18 protein-coding genes are annotated in these 18,757 nt (G+C 63.5%); 8 read left to right on the top strand and 10 right to left on the bottom strand.

Going from position 1 to position 18,757, the window contains the following annotated elements; genetic code table 11:
• Positions 1-15: 15 nt before the first annotated feature.
• The 6 genes from rsmA to lptF are packed head-to-tail and all read right to left on the bottom strand — an operon-like array spanning position 16 to position 7,519.
• Entirely contained in the window at positions 16-852 is an 837-nt protein-coding gene (rsmA, locus tag RBB18_RS05665) for a 16S rRNA (adenine(1518)-N(6)/adenine(1519)-N(6))-dimethyltransferase RsmA (protein WP_306110807.1), read from the bottom strand.
• Complete coding sequence (gene pdxA, locus RBB18_RS05660; RefSeq protein ID WP_306110806.1) at positions 849-1,829, bottom strand: 4-hydroxythreonine-4-phosphate dehydrogenase PdxA; 981 nt, start codon at positions 1,827-1,829, stop codon at positions 849-851. Before pdxA ends, rsmA begins: the two co-directional genes overlap by 4 nt.
• The gene (locus RBB18_RS05655; protein WP_103764281.1) at positions 1,826-3,070 is read right to left on the bottom strand and encodes a peptidylprolyl isomerase; all 1,245 of its coding nucleotides are present in this window, start codon (positions 3,068-3,070) and stop codon (positions 1,826-1,828) included. The genes pdxA and RBB18_RS05655 overlap by 4 nt, the downstream gene beginning before the upstream one ends.
• A complete protein-coding gene (locus RBB18_RS05650) occupies positions 3,070-5,295 on the bottom strand; it encodes an LPS-assembly protein LptD (protein WP_306110805.1) in 2,226 nt (741 codons plus the stop codon). Before RBB18_RS05650 ends, RBB18_RS05655 begins: the two co-directional genes overlap by 1 nt.
• On the bottom strand, positions 5,292-6,383 hold the full coding sequence (gene lptG, locus RBB18_RS05645; RefSeq protein WP_103764217.1) for an LPS export ABC transporter permease LptG: 1,092 nt from the start codon (positions 6,381-6,383) through the stop codon (positions 5,292-5,294). The genes RBB18_RS05650 and lptG overlap by 4 nt, the downstream gene beginning before the upstream one ends.
• Positions 6,380-7,519 carry an LPS export ABC transporter permease LptF gene (gene lptF / locus RBB18_RS05640; protein WP_306110850.1) on the bottom strand — a complete coding sequence of 380 codons (1,140 nt, stop codon included), beginning with the start codon at positions 7,517-7,519 and terminating at the stop codon, positions 6,380-6,382. The genes lptG and lptF overlap by 4 nt, the downstream gene beginning before the upstream one ends.
• A gap of 194 nt (positions 7,520-7,713) precedes the next feature.
• Between lptF and RBB18_RS05635 the strand changes: the two genes are divergently transcribed.
• Positions 7,714-9,186: a leucyl aminopeptidase gene (locus RBB18_RS05635; protein ID WP_274594289.1), complete on the top strand. Its 1,473-nt coding sequence runs from the start codon at positions 7,714-7,716 to the stop codon at positions 9,184-9,186.
• The gene (locus RBB18_RS05630) at positions 9,186-9,641 is read left to right on the top strand and encodes a DNA polymerase III subunit chi (protein WP_274594290.1); all 456 of its coding nucleotides are present in this window, start codon (positions 9,186-9,188) and stop codon (positions 9,639-9,641) included. Before RBB18_RS05635 ends, RBB18_RS05630 begins: the two co-directional genes overlap by 1 nt.
• A gap of 14 nt (positions 9,642-9,655) precedes the next feature.
• Here the strand turns inward: RBB18_RS05630 and RBB18_RS05625 are convergent, their stop codons facing one another.
• The 3 genes from RBB18_RS05625 to RBB18_RS05615 are packed head-to-tail and all read right to left on the bottom strand — an operon-like array spanning position 9,656 to position 12,794.
• Positions 9,656-10,237 (bottom strand): TIGR02281 family clan AA aspartic protease, encoded by a 582-nt coding sequence (locus tag RBB18_RS05625; RefSeq protein ID WP_103764282.1) that lies wholly within the window; start codon positions 10,235-10,237, stop codon positions 9,656-9,658.
• Positions 10,238-10,261: 24 nt separating this feature from the next.
• Complete coding sequence (locus RBB18_RS05620; protein WP_152475006.1) at positions 10,262-10,882, bottom strand: MarC family protein; 621 nt, start codon at positions 10,880-10,882, stop codon at positions 10,262-10,264.
• 46 nt (positions 10,883-10,928) lie between these two features.
• Positions 10,929-12,794, bottom strand: coding sequence for an ABC-F family ATP-binding cassette domain-containing protein (locus RBB18_RS05615; protein WP_306110804.1), 1,866 nt, complete (start codon positions 12,792-12,794; stop codon positions 10,929-10,931).
• A gap of 132 nt (positions 12,795-12,926) precedes the next feature.
• On the opposite strand from RBB18_RS05615, the gene ndk reads away from it, so the two are divergent.
• A complete protein-coding gene (gene ndk / locus RBB18_RS05610; protein ID WP_306110803.1) occupies positions 12,927-13,349 on the top strand; it encodes a nucleoside-diphosphate kinase in 423 nt (140 codons plus the stop codon).
• 70 nt (positions 13,350-13,419) lie between these two features.
• Here the strand turns inward: ndk and RBB18_RS05605 are convergent, their stop codons facing one another.
• Positions 13,420-13,545 carry a hypothetical protein gene (locus RBB18_RS05605; RefSeq protein ID WP_306110802.1) on the bottom strand — a complete coding sequence of 42 codons (126 nt, stop codon included), beginning with the start codon at positions 13,543-13,545 and terminating at the stop codon, positions 13,420-13,422.
• 198 nt (positions 13,546-13,743) lie between these two features.
• Here RBB18_RS05605 and RBB18_RS05600 point away from each other — a divergent pair, with 198 nt between their 5' ends.
• From RBB18_RS05600 to glnT, 5 genes are all read left to right on the top strand, one after another.
• Positions 13,744-14,376: an XRE family transcriptional regulator gene (locus RBB18_RS05600; protein WP_103764224.1), complete on the top strand. Its 633-nt coding sequence runs from the start codon at positions 13,744-13,746 to the stop codon at positions 14,374-14,376.
• Between the two features lie 85 nt (positions 14,377-14,461).
• Positions 14,462-15,355: a glutamine amidotransferase family protein gene (locus RBB18_RS05595; RefSeq protein WP_274594294.1), complete on the top strand. Its 894-nt coding sequence runs from the start codon at positions 14,462-14,464 to the stop codon at positions 15,353-15,355.
• 1 nt (position 15,356) lies between these two features.
• Entirely contained in the window at positions 15,357-16,028 is a 672-nt protein-coding gene (locus RBB18_RS05590) for a GXGXG domain-containing protein (RefSeq protein WP_306110801.1), read from the top strand.
• Positions 16,029-16,039: 11 nt separating this feature from the next.
• Positions 16,040-17,377, top strand: a complete 1,338-nt coding sequence (locus RBB18_RS05585) for an FMN-binding glutamate synthase family protein (RefSeq protein ID WP_306110800.1) — start codon at positions 16,040-16,042, stop codon at positions 17,375-17,377.
• A gap of 42 nt (positions 17,378-17,419) precedes the next feature.
• Complete coding sequence (gene glnT, locus RBB18_RS05580) at positions 17,420-18,754, top strand: type III glutamate--ammonia ligase (protein WP_306110799.1); 1,335 nt, start codon at positions 17,420-17,422, stop codon at positions 18,752-18,754.
• The last annotated feature ends 3 nt before the right edge of the window (positions 18,755-18,757 follow it).

Raw genomic sequence — 18,757 nt, 5'->3', positions numbered from 1 at the left:
GGGCATCTTCCAGGATTAACCGAGGTTCCGGGCGAGGGCGCAGAACTGCTCAAGCCCGACGGTTTCAGCGCGATCCGTGGGCTTAATTCCCGATGCGATCAACCTGTCCTCGATATCCGGAGCAAGCCCCTTCAATGCCGCGCGCATCATCTTGCGTCTTTGGTTGAAGGCGCGGGCAACAACCCGTTCCAACGCCTTCGGTTCTGCCGCAAAGCGCGGCGCGTCCAGCGACTTGAGATGCACCACCGCGCTCGAGACCTTCGGGGGCGGCGTGAACGCACCTGGCGGCAAGTTCAGAACGATCTGCGCCGAACTGCGCCATTGGGCCAGCACCGCCAGCCTGCCATAGGCCTTGGAGCCGGGCCGCGCCACGATCCGTTCGGCCACCTCGCGTTGGAACATCAGGGTAAGACTGTCCCAGAACGGCGGCCAGTCTTCGGGCGTAAGCCACCGCACCAAAAGTTCGGTGCCGACGTTGTAGGGCAGGTTCGCGGCGATCTTGATCGGCGGTGACAAACGCGCGGCCGGATCGATGTCCAACGCGTCGCCGTGGATGATCTCCAGCCGCCCGGGATACACGGCGGCGATCTCTTCCAGCGCGGGCAGGCAACGCGCATCTTTCTCCACGGCCAGGATGCGCCGGGCGCCCTCGGCCAGCAGACCGCGCGTCAGCCCGCCGGGGCCGGGGCCGATCTCGAGCACATCGGAATTGCCGATGTCGCCGGCCATGCGGGCGATCTTGGCCGTCAGGTTCAGGTCCAGCAGAAAATTCTGCCCCAGGGACTTTCGGGCGCTCAACCCATGCGACGCGATGACCTCGCGCAGGGGGGGCAGGGCGTCGATGCCGCTCATCCGCGCGCCCGACCAAGGCGTGCGGCAAGGCGCACGGCCTCGATCATGGACGAGCCATTGGCAATCCCCTGGCCCGCGATGTCCAGCGCGGTGCCATGATCCGGCGAGGTGCGCACGAAAGGCAGCCCCAGGGTCACGTTCACACCACGGTCGAAATCCAGTGTCTTGATCGGGATAAGCGCCTGGTCGTGATACATGCAGATGGCGGCGTCATACGTGGCACGGGCCGCGGCATGAAACATGGTGTCGGCGCTGAGCGGGCCGCGCAGGTCCATACCTTCGCCGCGCAACTTTTCGAGCACCGGACCGAGGAGTTCGATCTCCTCCCGGCCCATCTTGCCGCCTTCGCCCGCGTGCGGGTTCAACCCGGCCACGGCAAGGCGCGGGACAGCAATCCCGAAGTCGCGGATAAGGCCGGCATGGGTGATGCGGATTGTCTGTTCCAAAACATCAGCGGTCAGGGCGGAGGGCACCTGTGACAAAGGCATATGGATGGTGGCCGGCACGACGCGCAAATTCTCCGAGGCGAGCATCATGACGACGCGCTCTTTACCGGCAAGATCGGCGAGGAATTCGGTGTGTCCGGGAAAGGAGAAACCCGCCCCGTCCTGCAAGGCCTTCTTGTGAATGGGCGCGGTGCATAGCGCGCCCACGGCGCCGTCGTTCAGGAGCATGACAGCCGTGGTGACCATGTCGATCACCGATTGGGCGTGGTCGGGATTGGGTTTGCCGTGCGTCAACGGCCCTTTGAAACGATGCGCCAATACGGGCAGGGCGCTTTCAGCGGCCTCGGCCACGTCACCGATATCTTCGATACAGGCCACCGGCACGTCGCCGGGCAAGTGGTCGGGGTCGCCCAGGTACAGTATCGGGACCTCGTCCTTCAGCGCAGCCCACGCGCGGGCCGCAATTTCCGGCCCGATCCCCGCGGGTTCGCCGCAGCTAATGGCGACGGGCAACGCAGAAGGTGAGGTCATTCCAGCTCGACGATCCGCGCCGCTGCCCGCAGCTCCTCGAGATAGGCATTGGCGTAGCTGTCCAGGCGACGGCTCTGGATGAAATTCGTGATCTGTTCGGCGGTCGGCGCCTCGCCCTCGGTCTTGGGGGTTCTGCTGCACAGCATCAGAACAACCAGCGTCTGACCACCGGCGCGGGTGACACCTGTGGAAATTTCGCCGGGATCGAGTTTCGCCAACTCGAACCGGATGTCGTCAGGGATCTCGGCGGGAGGTTTGCTGCCGCGCTCCAGCACGCGCTCCGGCTGGCCTTGGGCAATGCCGTAAAGATCGTTGCAGGTATCGGTATCGGCGTCGATCTGCGCGGCGCGGGCCAGCGTCTGCTCGGTGCGCCCGCCTTCGATGTAATAGGCGGCGTACTCGATCTCTTCGTATTCCCGCTCGGGCTGCTCGATCTCTTCGATGTCACGCAACTGGAACAGGGCGATGGCGCCTTGCAGCGGCAACGGGTCGCTGACTTCCCCGGGGCCAAGCCCCAGCACCACCGGGCGCAGGCCTTCGGGAAGGTCGTTTACGGCGACCCATTCCATCCGTCCTCCGCGGGCGGCGCTCTCGGTGGCCGAGTAACGCCGCGCGGCGGCGGCAAATTCCGCCTCGGACGTATACTGGCTTATGCGGTTCGCGCGTTCCTGTATGGTCTGCGGATCGCCGCTCGCCAGTGGCATGATGATCTCTGACAGAAGCACGCGCACGCTGGTTTCATTACCGACCGAAAGGCGGGCGCGGTCGATGTCATCCTCGTCGATGTTGATCTGCGGGCCGAAGCGACCACGAGAATATTCACGCCAGGTCATACCGGCCCGGACAAACTCGCGAAAGGTCGACGGGTCGACACCGGCCTGCTGCAATGAGCCGAGCATCTGCTCTGCATCCATGTTGGCCCGTCCGGCGAATTCTTCCATCCCGGCCATGAGTTGTTCGTCGTCCAGTGCGAAGCCCACCGCATTGGCGGCGTCGAGCTTCAGTCGATCCTCGATCAGCTGCTCACGGGCCAGTTTCTCGGGATCGCCCGGCGCGCGGAACAATTGAAGCATCCTGGCACGTTGAGAGATCTCGTAGCGCGTAATGGCCTGGTCGTTGACCTTTATGACGGCGTCGAACGGGCTTTGCTGCGCCTGTGCCGGGACCGTACCGGTCACGGAAGTGGTCGTGAATATGGAAAGCGCCAGAAGCGCGGAAGATAGAAAGGTAAGTCTTGGCATCATTGCTCGCATGTCCGGACGTAGCTTTTGTCGCGTGTCTTTGTGGTGAAACCGCGCAGGCCCACCGTGAAACTGATATCGGTCGATGGCTCGAGGATAGTGGAAGAGGTGAACCGACGCGAGGCCGAAAGCGTAACGTCCACGCACTCGTTCGTGTATGTGACCCCGACCCCGGCGCGGACGGATTCGTCGCTGGCCACGTCGTAGCGCCAATCGGCGTTGCCGGTCCAGTGCCGCGACAGCCGATAGGAGGCGTCAAAGGCCCATTCCGAAATGTTGTTGGGCCGGGCCTCGGCCACGTCGTTTCGTAGCCAGATATAGGTACCGCCCACGGCGGCACGGTCGTTGCGCCAGCTGGCACGGGCCTCTGCCTTGGTGGTGACGAAATCGTCGTCGAAAAGTCCCCGCGCGGTAATCGCGAGCCCGTCATCGGTCTTGAACTGCCCGGCGACCAGCAGGTCCGAATAGCGATCCTGCAGGCCCGAGGAATTGGTGAAGGCAAAGCCGCCCGCCGGGTCGATCTGGGTTTCTTCACGCACGACCTGTCCTACGGCGAAAGAGCTTTGCCAGCCCTTGTTGCCATAGCGCGTCCAGCTCAGGCCGTAGGCCGAGTTGAAGCCGCGTTCCCGCCTGTCCGGTGCGGTAAAGCGGGAGGTGGCGAAAAGATTGCCCTCGTCGAACTCGATCCGGGTGCTTTCGTCGTTGGGTACCAGTGGATTGCTGCCTCCGACCCATGACAGCTGCATGACCGGTTCGACCACGTGGGTGGCCCCCGACGTCGTCGTTTTGACAAGCGGCCATCGCAGTTCGACCGAGGCTGATGGCGTCACCTCGACCGCGTCGGACTGGCTTGTGACGCCGGCTTGCCTGATGTGGAAGCTGTCGACCGCCAGCCCAAGCTGCGCTTTGGTCAGCACGCCCGGGCCCAACGTCCACGACCGGTGCCAGTCTGCGCTGAGAGTGAAGCGGGCAACGTCGCGGCCATCGGCGAAAGGATCGAAATCCGGCCCGTCAACGGCAAGGCCGGAGGTTCTGTAATGCGCGTGGCTGAGGACCCCGAGACGAAGTTCTCCGCCCGGCGCATAGGCAAGCTGGATACGTTTTTCGTATTCGCCATTCGAGACCAACGTGGGCAGCGTCGTGTTGCTTTCGCCCGCCCGCAGCGAGTGAAAATGGGTGAATGCCACCCGGACATATTCATCCCGCCGGGCACGTTCGACCGAAATCTCGCTGTCCAGACGGTCCTTGTCGGAGTAGCCGTAATCCAGCAAGTAGGTGTCGTCGTTCACCGCCTCTATATCAAAGCGCAGAGTGAAATCCCGGGGCAGGGCAAAGGTGCCCTCTGCAAAGACATAGGATTTGAAATTGCGTCCGCCGATATCGTCGTCGCTCAAAGCCCCGGTGACCTCGATCTCGCCTGTGCGGAAGGCCTGCCTGTAGCGAAGTTCCAGCGTCCGGCTTTCGGTCGACAGGTACGGTGTGACGGTCAGATCCTTGTGATCGCCGATACGGATGAAATACGGCACACGGGCGCCAAATCCGAGGAGCGAGGAATTGTGCAGCGAAGGCACGAGAAAGCCGGTGGCCCTCTCTAGCGTCGGATCGGGCAAGCGCAGGCGGGGCAGGTAGAAAACCGGCGTGTCCAGAATGCGGAATTGCGCACCGTCGAAATAGAGCTGCCTTTCCTTCTGGTCGTGAACGACCCGGCGCGCGCGCAGTTGCCAGAGCGGCGGATTCTTCGAGTTGCACACCCGGCAGGAGGTGACGGCGGCCTTGTAAAGCTGATTGTAGCGTCCGTTCACCCGGGCCAGTTCGTTTGCCGCCAGTTGGACCTGATCGTCCATCACGATCCGCGCGCCTCGGAGCAGCCCGTTACGCATCTCGCGGTCCAGCTCGGCACTGTCGGCCAGCACCAGCATCGTGCCATCGGCCTCTTCCAGCGAAATCGGCCCCATCACCCGAAGGGTTTCGGTGGTCCGGTCGTAGACGATCTGCGAGGCCTTGAGCCTGCGCCCGTCGTAAAGCGCCTCGACATTCCCGCTTGCGACCAGTTGTTCGTTCCCGGACAGGAAAACGTCATCTGCCACAAGGACAGCTGGCATCGTGGCGCCTGTTGCAGGTGCCGGGGACGGATCGACGCCGCCCTGTGCAACGGCGTCCCCCGCCCAGATGATCCAGGTCGCAAGCCCCGCGAGCAAGGCGCATATGCACGCCCACGGCCTCATCCGTCCTCCATGTGCAGCAGGATGCCTACCGCCAGCATGAAAGACGCAACCGGCGGCGCCCACGCCGCCAGGTAAACCGGGATCTGCCCGTTTTCCCCAAGGATCTGCGCGAAATTGCGGATGTAGTGCAGCGTGAAGCCAAGCATCACGGCGATCAGCACCGAAATGCCGGTATTGCTCAACCGCGCGTGCCGCATGGTGAACGCCGCCGCGACCATGACCAGTGCCACCAGGAAAAGCGGGCGCGACAACTCCATCTGGAACCACACTGCATAACGGCGTGCGGAAAATCCGGCCTCCTCAAGCTGGTTGATGAACCCGGGCAGATCCCACAGCGAGATATATTCGGGCTTGCCGAAGCTGTCGATGATGCGGTCCTGCGTCAGGGCGGAGGGCAGTTCCAGCTGCGCCACTTCACGTGCCGTCGCTTCGGGGTTCTGACCCAGCGTCAGCTCCCATATCTTGGCGTTTTTCAGCTCCCACTGACCGGCGGCAAGACTGGCGGTTTCAGCCACGATCCGGCGTTCCGGCTGTCCCTCGGGCGAAAATTTGATGAACGTCGCTTCGTAAAGGGTGGTTACATCCGAACTCGCCCTCGCGGCGTGAATTACTGTCTGGCCCTCGGCACTGCCCTGGCGCAGCCACAGGCCCTCGGAGGCAATGGCCAGCACGCTGGTGCCACCGCCCATATAGGTGTTGACCACGTTGTTGTAGCGTTTCGAGGCGGCCGCCACGAGCGGGTTCAACATGGTGATCGAAATGATTCCGATCAGCGCGGCAACGGTCAGCGGCGCCGCCAGGCTGCGCAGGGCCGACCGCCCGGCGGCACGCACGACCACCAGTTCAGAGGACCGCGCAAGCCGCAGGAACAACGCCACGGCGGACAGGATCACGACCAGTGGCAGGATCTCGTAATTCGCGTGCGGGACATTCAGCAGGACCACGCCAAGCACGTCCATGAACGGCAGGTTCGGAAAATCCTGCAACTCGTCGACAAGATCGATAAGCGCCAGAAGGATCACGAAGACCGAGGCGATTGCGACAAAGGTCCACAGGAACTTGCGGGCAAAGTAGTAGTGAAGGATCACGCCGCACCCTCCGCCGGGCCGGAGGAATCGCTGCGAGCGCCGAACGGCCACAAACGGCGCCAAATGCCGGGATAAGCCGCAATGTACAGCAGGATAATCGTGACCAGCGCTCCCACGCCGGTCGGCACGTACATCAGTGGCCAGGCGCTGGCGCTGGCCAGAACGGCGCCCGACACACCACCTTCGACCATCTTGATAAGCACCAAAAGGGTAAAGGCGCCGATGATCTGCCACCAGACACCGAAGCGGCTGTAGGTGCCGACCAGGAGTGTTGCAAACCCGATCAATGCGGCGACGATACACATCAGCGCCTGCGCGAACCTGCCATGCGCCTCGTAGAGCACTTCGGGCACCGTGCTGCCGGTGGAATCGGCCATCTCAACGGGACGGAACAGAAGATCGCCCGTCAGGGCGAAATCGACCCGGTTCAGGTTGGTCGGATCGCGGGAAATCAGACTGCTGATATCATACGAAAAATCGTCGAAATGCGTCGTGAAGAGGCGGTTTCCCTCGGCCCGCAGGTTCTGCGCCAGCCCCTCCACCATCACCAGCTTGGTGCCTCCGCCCTCTTGCACCAGGTAGGCCTGGGTCGAGGTGTAGGTCACCGGAATCTCGGAATTGCGCCTGTCCGACAGGAAGACATCGCGCAGCTCGCCCTCTGGCGTGATGTCGCGGATGTAGAAGGTGATGCCGGGGGCAGGGTGCAGGAACTCTCCCTCCGTCAACAGCTTGGCCGTGATGTTCTGGCTGACCTCGGCCTGGCGCAGGCGCAGCTGGCTGAGGCTCTTGGGGATCAGGTAGTGGCTCAGCACCGACATCATCAAGGCAATTATGATGCCGAAGATCAGAACCGGCCGGATCAGACGCCAGGGCGAGTAGCCGGTCGCCTGCATAACCGTCAGTTCGGATTCCGTAGTCATCCGGTTGGTCACGTAGACCGCGCCCGCAAAGGTCGCGATAGGAAGCACGACGCCGATCACGCCGGGCAGGGTGAGGGCGGTGAACTCAAGGAATATCCAGGCAGGCTGGCCATCGCCGATCAACCGGTCGAACATCCGCACCGCCTTGTTGATCCAGAAGATCGACACCAGCACGAGTGCGAAGAACCCGAACAGCACCATGAATTGCGACAGCATGTACCTGTCGAATCTGGTCACGCATCCCCCCCCGGAATTTAGCAGCATTTCACGGCAAGTTATGCGATTTGACTGCGGGGGAAAACCGTTAAAGCGACGCGGACCGGCGGTTTGCAGCCGGCACTGGCCTTCCCGCCCGCAAGACGCTACGTCTGGGGACGACAGACAGAAAATTTGCGCGCAAGGAGCATCATATGAGCACCCCCGTTTCCGTCACCTTCACCGAGCTGGACCTTGACGCCATTGCCGAAGCAGAAGGCCGCGTGGCGGTGGTGGTCACCCCGAACGGCAAGATGGGCCCCGGTGCGCGGCGCGTGAACCGGCTCACCAAGGGCGCGGTCAAGCGCCTGTTGGAAAGCGAGGCCTGGGAAAAGACCAAACCCGGGCAGGTCGTCACGATGGCGTGGCCCACGGGCCTTGCCGCCAAGGCGCTGGACGTGCTGTGCCTGGAACGCGGGGCCGACCCGGTCGAGACGCGCAAGGCCGGTGCCGCCCTGGGCAAGCTGAAAGGCGAGGCGCCGCTTCTGGTGCTGGCAGGCACTGCGCGGCGGCTGGGCGAACTGGCGCAGGGTATCGTGCTGCGGGCCTATTCGTTCGACGCACGCAAGTCCAAGCAGCCCGAGGAGCAGGGTCCGGTTTCGATCATGGTCGGCAAGCCGGACGAGGCGACCGAGACGGCGAAATCAGCGCTTGCCGTTGCCGAGGGCGTGCTTATGACCCGCGACCTGGTGTCTGAACCGGCCAACCACCTGACCACGACGGAATTCGCCAAGCGGATCAAGGAGATGGAGAGCCTCGGCCTCAAGATCACCATCCTTGAGGAAAAGGACCTTGAAAAACATGGCATGGGGCTTTTGCTCGCCGTGGGGCAGGGCTCGGCGTCACCCACGAAGGTCGCGGTCATGGAATGGTCCGGCGGGCGAGATGGCGATGCGCCATTGGCGCTTGTTGGCAAGGGCGTGGTCTTTGACACCGGGGGGATCTCGCTGAAGGTGCCCACGGGCATGGAAGACATGACCATGGACATGGGCGGCGCAGGCGTTGTGACGGGCACGATGCGCGCCCTCGCGCTGCGGCAGGCCAAGGCCAATGTCGTGGGCCTTGTCGGGCTGGTCGAGAACATGCCGTCGGGCGAGGCCTATCGTCCCGGTGACGTGTTCACCTCGATGAAGGGCGACACGGTCGAGATCATCAACACCGACGCCGAGGGCCGTTTGTTGTTGGCCGATGTGCTGTGGTACGCGCAGCAGACCTACAAGCCCGCGGCGATCATCGACCTTGCGACGCTGACGGGGGCAATGATTATCGCGCTTGGGCATGAAAACGCGGGCGTGTTTTCCAACGACGACAATTTCGCGGACAAGTTCCTGCGCGCGGCCAAGAACGAGGGCGAGGGCGCATGGCGTTTGCCGCTGAGCGAGGCCTATGACAAGCAGCTCAAGTCCGACATCGCCGACATGAAGAACGTGGGCGGACGCCCCGCGGGGTCGATCACCGCGGCGCAATTCCTGCAACGCTTCGTCGAGGAGGGCACGCCGTGGATTCACCTTGATATCGCGGGCGTGGCGCGGGTGACCAAGGACACCGATTTCGCCCCCAAGGGCTCGACCGGCTGGGGCGTGATGACCCTCGACCGGCTGGTGGCCGATCAATACGAAGGGGAGTGATGGGCGCGGTCTTTTTCTACCACCTGACCCGCCGCCCCTTGGAGGCGACGCTGCCGATGTTGCTGGACAAGGCCCGCGGCGCGGGCTGGCGCGTGCTGGTGCGCGGCACGCAGGAGGCGCGGCTGGACTGGCTGGACGAGAAACTGTGGCTGGGACCCGAGGAGGCGTTTCTGGCGCATGGCCGCTCGGGCGGGCCGCATGACGCCCGCCAGCCGATCCTGCTGGGCACGGGGGAGGCCACCAACGGGGCCTCCTGCATCATGAGCGTAGACGGCGCCGAGGTCTCACCCGACGAAGTGCAGGCGCTTGAACGGGCCTGTATCCTTTTTGACGGCAACGACGATCACGCCCTGAACCATGCGCGTGGCCAGTGGAAGGCGCTGACCGGCGCGGGCTGTTCGGCGCAATACTGGTCCGAGGACTCCGGCCGCTGGGAGAAAAAGGCCGAGGCGTAGGGGCGGCGCGCCGTCTAGCGGGTCAGAATCATCCGCCCATCGGAAATCTGAACGCTCGAGAATCGCTCGAGATAGCTCATGCCCAAGAGAGACTTGTCCAATTCGCCGCCATTGACGGAGGCCGCGATGCCACGATCCTCAAGCGGGCCGATGGTCAGGCTGTCGAGCCGCACCTGCGCCGTACTGACCGTACCGTTGGCGGTGCCAGCGCGCCCGATGAAAGCGAGATCATCCGTATTCAGGCCTGCGCGTTCGGCATCGGCGCGGGTCAGCACGATCAGCGTGGCGCCTGTATCCACCACGAAGTCCACGGGCGCCCCGTTCACCTGGGCCGTGACGTAGTAATGACCGTCCAGCGCCCGGCGCAACTCGATCTGGTCTTCGCCCAAGCTCGTGTAGGATGCGGGGCGTGCGGTGTTGCGGATGTCGCCCCAAAGTCCGACGGCGGCGATGGCGCCCACGAAGATCAGCCCCCAGACCACCATGTACTGCATGTTCTTGCCCAGCGAGGTCCGGTTCTGCGCAAAGAACCACGCCACGACGGCGGCGCCGAGCAGCACGAGATAGAGCAGGCGGGCGGTGTCATCTCCGGTCATGGTCAAGATATAAGGAGCGGCGCGTCAGCCCGCCAGTCCAAATCCCTTGAGCCCGTCCAGCACGAATTGAACCGCCAGCGCGGCCAGGAGCATCCCCAGCAGGCGGGTGATTACGTTGATGCCGGTTCGCCCCAAGGCACGCTCCAGCAGGCCGGCGGTCAGGAACAGGAGGAACACGAGGAGGACCACGCTGAGCATCACGCCGATGACCCAGGCCAGCCCTTCGACACCGGGTTGCTGTCCGGCCAGCAGGATCACGGTGGTGATAGCGCCCGGGCCGCCAATCAGTGGAATCGCGAGGGGATAGATCGACGGATCCTCGCGGTCGTCTTCCTCGTCCGCCTGATCCTTGCGCCGCTTGGTGCGCCGTTCGAACAGCATGTCGAGCGCGGTCAGGAACAACAGCAGGCCGCCCGCGATGCGGAAGGCGGGCATCGAGATGCCGACGAAGTCCAGCACGGATTCGCCAAAACTTGCGAAGACGATCAGGATCAGTGCCCCGGCGATGCAGGACCGAAGGGCAATGGCGCGGCGGCGCGACGGGCTGTCGCCTTGAGTCAGCGCCACGAAAAGCGGGGTCATGCCGATCGGGTCGATGATGACGAAAAGCGCCACCCACGCGGTGATGAGAAAGCTCGGGTCCATGCGCCATGGTTTGCGCCGGGATGCGGGCGTTGTAAACCGTCCGGGTTCAGTTTTCCGCCGCGTCCAGCCGCTCCAGCGCAGCCATCCACAGCGCCTCGGCCCGGTCGAGACCATCCATCACCTCGGCATACTTGCGCTGCCAGGCTTCCATGTCGTTGGCTTTGGCATCGGCGTAGATCGTGGGATCGGCCAGCTTGGCCGCGATCTTGTCGCGCATCACGTTCAGCTTTTCCACGCGCTGCTCGCAGGCCTTCACGTCTTGCCGCAGTTCGAGAACGGCATCGCGAGAAGGGCGCTTGGGTTTCGGCGCGGGCTTTTCCGCGGGCAGCGTTGCCGCGTCCTTTTTCGGGGGCTTCTGGTCCAGCAGGGCGGCGCGATAGGTCTGCAGGTCCCCCTCGTAGGGCTTGACCGTGCCGTCCTTGACCAGCCACAGCCGGTCCGCCACCAATTGCAGCAGGTGCATGTCGTGGCTGACAAGGATGATCGCGCCGGTGTAATCGGTCAGCGCCTCGACCAGCGCTTCGCGGCTTTCGATATCGAGGTGGTTGGTGGGCTCATCGAGGATCAGCATGTGCGGCGCGTCGGTGGTGGCCAGCATCAGCGACAGCCGCGCTTTTTGCCCGCCCGACAGTTTCGCCACCTTGGTGTCGGCCTGTTCCGCGCCGATGCCAAAGCCGCCCAGCCGCGCGCGCAGCTTGGCCTGGCCGTCATCGGGATAGAGGCGGCGGATGTGATCGAGCGGGCTTTCGTCGAGATGCAACTCGTCGACCTGGTGCTGCGCGAAATAGCCGACGCGCAGCTTCGAGGCGGCATGTTTCTTGCCGTCGAGAACCTCAAGCTTTCCGGATAACAGCTTGGAAAGCGTGGATTTTCCTTCGCCGTTGCGCCCCAGAAGCGCGATCCGGTCGTCCTGGTCAATGCGAAGCGACAGGCGCCGCAAAACCGGCACGCCGTCATAGCCCGTGGCCACATTGTCCAGCCTCAGGATGGGGGGCGACAGCTGGTCGGGCTCGGGGAAGGTGAAGCGGCGCAGCGCGGCCTCTTGCGGGCGCGAGATCGGCTTCATCTTTTCCAGCGCCTTGATGCGGGATTGGGCCTGTTTCGCCTTGTCTGCCTTGTAACGGAAGCGGTCGACATAGGATTGCAGATGGGCGCGGCGCGCCTCCTGCTTTTTTGCCTCGGCCTCGGCATTTGCAAGCCGTGCGGCCCGGGTTTCTGCAAAGGTGTCGTAGCCGCCCTGGTAGAGCGTCAGGTTCCGGTCCTCCAGATGCAGGATCGCGCCCACGGCGCGATTGAGGAGCCCGCGATCGTGGCTGATGACCAGAACGGTATGGGGATAGCGAGCAAGATAGCTTTCCAGCCAGAGCGCGCCTTCGAGGTCGAGATAGTTCGTCGGCTCGTCGAGCAGCAGCAGATCGGGCGCGGTGAAGAGCACGGCGGCCAGCGCCACGCGCATCCGCCAGCCGCCCGAGAAGGCCGAACAGGGCTGGGCCTGTTCCTCGTCGGTGAAGCCAAGGCCCTTTAGGATGGTCGCGGCACGGGCCTCGGCGCTCCAGGCGTCGATATCGGCCAGCCGCGTCTGGATCTCTGCGATCCGGGTGCCGTCCGTCGAGGTTTCGGTCTCTGCCATCAGCGCGCTGCGTTCGGTGTCGGCGGCCAGCACCGTGTCGATCAGCGACACCTCGTTGCCCGGCACCTCCTGGTCGACGCCGCCGATGCGGGCGCGTTCGGGCAGGGAGATCGTGCCGGTGTCCAGCGGCAGCTCGCCCCGGATCATGCGGAAAAGTGTAGTCTTGCCGGTGCCGTTGCGGCCCACCAGACCCACCTTGTGGCCTGCGGGAATGACAGCCGAGGCGCCCTCGATCAGGGGGCGGCCGGCGACCGAGAAACTTATGTCTTCAAGACGCAACATGCGCACCGCATGCCGTATCGGGCCCGCGCCGTCAATCGCAGCTTTTCAATCATGCACCCCCATGCTATCGGGACGCCGAATGACGGCGCAGACATGGGGTTTGCGCCATGACTTACACGAAAAGAGGCTACAATGGCTGTCGAACGCACGCTCAGCATCATCAAACCCGATGCCACCAAACGTAACCTGACCGGCAAGATCAACGCCAAGTTCGAGGATGCCGGCCTGCGCATCATCGCGCAGAAGCGGATCCACCTGTCCAAGGCGCAGGCCGGTGTGTTCTACGCCGTGCACGCGCAGCGTCCGTTCTATGACGAACTGTGCGAATTCATGGCGTCCGAGCCGGTTGTCGTGCAGGTGCTGGAAGGCGAAGGCGCGATTGCCAAGAACCGCGAAGTGATGGGCGCCACGAACCCTGCCGATGCGGCCCCGGGCACGATCCGCGCGGAATTCGCGGAATCTGTCGGCGAAAACTCGGTCCACGGTTCTGACGCTCCGGAGACGGCGGCGGTGGAGATCGCCTATTTCTTCTCGGGTCTCGAACTGGTCGGCTGACGCAACCGAGACACGAATTGACAAACGGCGTGGTCTTAGGATCGCGCCGTTTTGGTTTGCGCTTGGCGCGTCAGATCGCGGCGAAGTCGGTGAAGACCTGCCTGGACACGATCACCTTTGCGCCTTGCGACGCGGTGCTGCGCGGTGTCGGCGCGGGTTTCTGCGACTTCTGGGGGAGGTCGGGGGTCGTTGCCATTTGCCTGCTCCTTATTATAGGTCAGACCGGCCGAACAGCGCCGACCGGCGCCTGGTTATCAGAGTAGTGTTTCGGAAAAGACTGTCAGGAATTGGGCCGAAATGTGGCCGGATTGTGGCGGGCCGCTCGAATTTTATATCGTAATTCCGGCCGGTACCGTGCAAGGGTAAGTTCCGAAACGAGAAAAGTACGAAGAAAATGGCCCCCGGAAAGCTGAATCAGGACCCCCACAAGGTTCGTGAACATCAGGACATGAACCTCGAAACCGCCATCGGGCGGGCCGTGCGAGAGTTTCGCAAGGCCCGCAGCATGACGGTGTCGGACCTGTCGGACGTCACGGGCCTGTCCGTCGGGATGCTGTCGAAAATCGAGAACGGGGTCACGTCGTCGTCCCTGACCACGCTGCAGGCGCTGTCCACTGCGCTGAGCGTTCCGATCACGGCCTTCTTCCGCCGGTTCGAGGAGCGGCGCGAGGTGGTGCATGTCAAGTCGGGCGAGGCCGTGGAAATGGAGCGCGCCGGCACACGGGCCGGGCACCAATATAACCTGCTGGGTCATATCGGCGCCAATAATAGCGGAGTCGTGGTCGAGCCTTATTTGATCACGCTGAACGAGGAATCCGACATCTTTCCCACCTTTCAACACGAAGGGATCGAGATGCTTTATATCCTCGAAGGTGAGGTGGGCTATCGCCACGGCGACCAGAGCTTTCACCTGCGCCCTGGCGACAGCCTGTTTTTCGACGCCGACGCGCCGCACGGCCCGGACGAGCTGCTGCGGCTGCCGATCCGTTACCTATCGGTGATCTCGTACCCGCAAGGCGACCGGTGAATATTCCCCAGAAGAATATTTAATTCCCCGTATTGCATCTTTCTTATGGTCGTATTAGCGTCTCCGCAACATAGGAGACACCGTCATGTGTGGAATCGTTGGACTGTTCCTGAAGGACAAAACGCTTGAGCCGCGCTTGGGCGAAATGCTGACCGATATGCTGATCACCATGTCCGACCGCGGGCCCGACAGCGCGGGCATCGCGGTCTACGGCACGGATCGGGACGGGCAGGCGAAACTGACGCTGCAAGCCGCCGAGCCGAGCCAGTTCGAGGGGCTCGCCGAGGAGATCGGCAAGGAAGTCGGCGCGCGCATCGAGCAACGTGTGATCGACACGCATGCCGTGCTGAGCCTGCCGCAGGACAAGCTGTCGGCGGCGCGGCAGGCGATCAAGCGGCAGCGCCCGGATATCCGGGTGATGAGTGCCGGCGACATTATCGAGATCTACAAGGAAGTCGGCCTGCCGGGGGACGTGGCGAAACGGTTCGACATTCCCAAGCTGACCGGCAGTCATGGCATCGGGCACACCCGTATGGCCACCGAAAGTGCGGTCACCACACTGGGGGCGCATCCGTTTTCCACCGGCGCTGATCAGTGCCTTGTGCATAACGGCTCGCTCAGTAATCACAATGCGCTGCGCCGGCAGTTGGCGCGTGAGGGCGTCGAGGTGGAAACCGAGAACGACACCGAGGTCGCGGCGGCCTACCTGACTTGGAAAATGCAGCAAGGTCATAGTCTTGGCGAGGCGCTGGAGGCCGGGTTGGCGGATCTGGACGGATTCTACACCTTTGTCGTCGGCACCAAGGACGGGTTCGGCGTGCTGCGCGATCCCATCGCCTGCAAACCGGCCGTGATGGCCGAAACCGATCAATACGTGGCCTTCGGCAGCGAGTATCGTGCGCTGGTGAACCTGCCGGGGATCGAGGATGCCCGCGTGTGGGAACCCGAACCCGCCACTGTTTATTTCTGGAGCCATTGAGATGCAGACTTACGACTTGGAAGCGGATGGGCTGCGTGGGCTGAATGCCACGCTGCAAGCGGCCAGCGGCAACGAGACCGGTTGGGAAGTGGTCAACCCGCGCGGCAGCCATGCGATTGCCGTGGGGCTGGATGCGCCGCTGGATGTGACCGTGAAGGGCTCGACCGGGTACTACTGCGCGGGCATGAACCAACAGGCGACGGTGCGCGTCGCGGGCAATGTCGGCCCCGGCGTGGCCGAGAACATGATGAGCGGTACGGTGATCGTCGAGGGTGACGCCAGCCAGTATGCCGGGGCGACCGGGCATGGGGGGCTCCTGGTGATCAAGGGCAATGCCTCGTCCCGCTGCGGGATCTCGATGAAGGGGATCGACATCGTGGTGGGCGGCAATGTGGGGCATATGTCGGCCTTCATGGGGCAGGCGGGGCACCTGGTGGTGTGCGGGGATGCGGGCGATGCGCTTGGCGACTCGATCTACGAGGCGAAGCTGTTCGTGCGCGGCAGCGTGAAAAGCCTGGGCGCCGACTGTATCGAAAAGGAGATGCGGACCGAGCATGTCGAGAAACTGACCGAACTTCTGGAGATGGCCGGGATCGACGCCGACCCGTCGGAGTTCAAGCGCTATGGCTCGGCCCGCAAGCTCTACAATTTCAAAGTCGACAACGCCTATTGAGGAGACGGACCATGAGCGACAATCAAAAATCCGCTCCGCGGACTTTGCCGAAGTATTCCAATACCTTCACACCTGACGTTAACGCGGAAATCCGGCGGGCCGCGGCCACCGGTATCTACGATATCCGCGGCGGCGGGGCCAAGCGGAAGGTGCCGCATTTCGACGACCTTGTGTTCCTGGGCGCGTCCATGTCGCGTTACCCGCTGGAAGGTTATCGCGAGCGGTGCGATACGAACGTGGTGCTGGGGTCGCGCTATGCCAAGAAGCCGATCGAGCTGAAGATCCCGATCACCATCGCCGGCATGAGCTTTGGCGCGCTGTCGGCGCAAGCGAAAGAGGCGCTCGGGCGCGGGGCGTCGATGGCGGGCACCTCGACCACCACTGGCGATGGCGGCATGACGCCCGAAGAGCGCGGGCAGTCGAAAACTCTGGTTTATCAATACCTTCCGAGCCGGTATGGCATGAACCCCGACGACCTGCGCAAGGCCGATGCCATTGAGGTTGTCGTGGGGCAAGGCGCCAAGCCCGGCGGCGGCGGGATGCTGCTGGGTCAGAAGATATCGGACCGCGTGGCCGAGATGCGCACGCTGCCCAAGGGGATCGACCAGCGTTCGGCGTGTCGGCACCCTGACTGGACGGGGCCGGATGATCTTGAGATCAAGATTCTCGAACTGCGCGAGATCACCGGCTGGGAAAAGCCTATTTACGTCAAGGTCGGCGCGGCGCGCCCGTTCTTCGACACGACGCTGGCCGTGAAGGCCGGCGCGGACGTGGTGGTGATCGATGGCATGCAGGGCGGCACGGCGGCCACGCAGGACGTGTTTATCGAGCATGTCGGCATCCCGACGCTGGCGTGTATCCGCGAGGCCGTTGCCGCGCTTCATGAACTGGGCATGCACCGCAAGGTGCAGCTGATCGTCTCGGGCGGCATCCGCACGGGTGCCGACGTGGCCAAGGCGCTGGCGCTTGGCGCCGACGCGGTCAGCATCGGCACGGCGGCCATGGTGGCCATCGGCGACAATGACCCCAAGTGGGAGGCCGAGTACAACGCACTCGGCTCTACCGCCGGGGCCTATGACGACTGGCACGAGGGCCGCGACCCGGCGGGCATTTCCACGCAGGACCCGGAATTGTCCAAACGCCTTGATCCGGTCGAGGCCGGGCGGCGGCTGAACAATTACCTTCAGGTTCTGACGCTGGAGGCACAGACGCTGGCCCGGGCCTGCGGCAAGAACCACGTGCACAATCTGGAGCCAGAAGATTTACAAGCCCTTACCGTGGAGGCCGCCGCCATGGCGCGGGTGCCTTTGGCGGGAACCTCTTGGATTCCCGGGCAGGGCGGTATGTAATCGACAACAAAAATCAGAACGACAAGAAACGGGGAGACGACAATGGCCACGGACCTGGCGAAATTTGCCGACAAGAACGGCGTCAAATACTTCATGATATCCTTCACGGACCTCTTTGGCGGGCAACGGGCCAAGTTGGTTCCGGCGCAGGCGATTGCCGACATGCAGGAGGATGGCGCGGGGTTCGCGGGCTTTGCCACGTGGCTGGACATGACGCCGGCCCATCCCGACATGCTGGCCGTGCCGGACCCGGAGTCGGTCATTCAACTGCCGTGGAAGCCCGAGGTCGCCTGGGTCGCCGCCAACCCGGTGATGGAAGGCGAGGACGTGGCGCAAGCGCCCCGGAACGTGCTGCGCCGCCTGATCGACGAGGCTGCCGAGGAAGGCTTGCACGTCAAGACCGGTGTGGAGGCGGAGTATTTCCTTCTGACGCCGGATGGCAATGCGCTGTCGGACGAGTTCGATACCGCCGAGAAGCCGTGCTATGACCAGCAGGCGGTGATGCGCCGCTATGACGTGGTGCGCGAGATCTGCGACTACATGCTGGATCTGGGCTGGGGCCCGTACCAGAACGACCACGAGGACGCGAACGGCCAGTTCGAGATGAACTGGGAGTTCGACGACGCGCTGGTGACCGCCGACCGGCATTCGTTCTTCAAGTTCATGACCAAGTCGGTGGCCGAGAAACACGGCTTTCGCGCCACCTTCATGCCTAAGCCCGTCGAGGGGCTGACAGGCAACGGCGCGCATGTGCATATCTCGGTCTGGGACGCGCCCGGGGACAAGGCCAAGACCAATGTCTTTGCCACCGACAAGGCCGAGGGCAGCCAGACGGCAGAGCTGGGCCTGTCGGACCGGGGCGCAAACTTCCTGGGCGGGATCATGAAGCACGCCAGCGGCATGGCGGCGATCACCAATCCGACGGTCAACAGCTACAAGCGGATCAACGCGCCGCGCACCACCTCTGGGGCGACATGGGCGCCCAACACGGTGACGTGGACCGGCAACAACCGCACGCACATGGTGCGCGTGCCGGGGCCGGGGCGGTTCGAACTGCGGCTGGCGGACGGGGCGGCGAACCCGTACCTGTTGCAGGCCGTGGTCATCGCGGCGGGTCTCAGCGGCATCCGGTCCAAGGCCGATCCGGGCAAGCGGTATGACATCGACATGTATGCCGAAGGCCACAAGGTGCGGGGTGCGCCGAAACTGCCGCTGAACATGCTGGATGCCTTGCGTCTTTACGACAAGGACAAGGAGTTGAAGGCGATGTTGGGTGACGCGTTTTCGTCCGCCTTCCTGAAGATGAAGCGGCAGGAATGGGATTCCTACATGGCGCATTTCAGCCAATGGGAAAAGGACCATACGCTGGATATCTGACCA

This window comes from Roseovarius sp. MMSF_3298, from assembly GCF_030733705.1.
Classification (GTDB): Bacteria; Pseudomonadota; Alphaproteobacteria; order Rhodobacterales; family Rhodobacteraceae; genus Roseovarius; species Roseovarius confluentis.
Note: the sequence above shows the minus strand (reverse complement) of the source record. Positions and strands in the feature narration are given on the sequence as shown.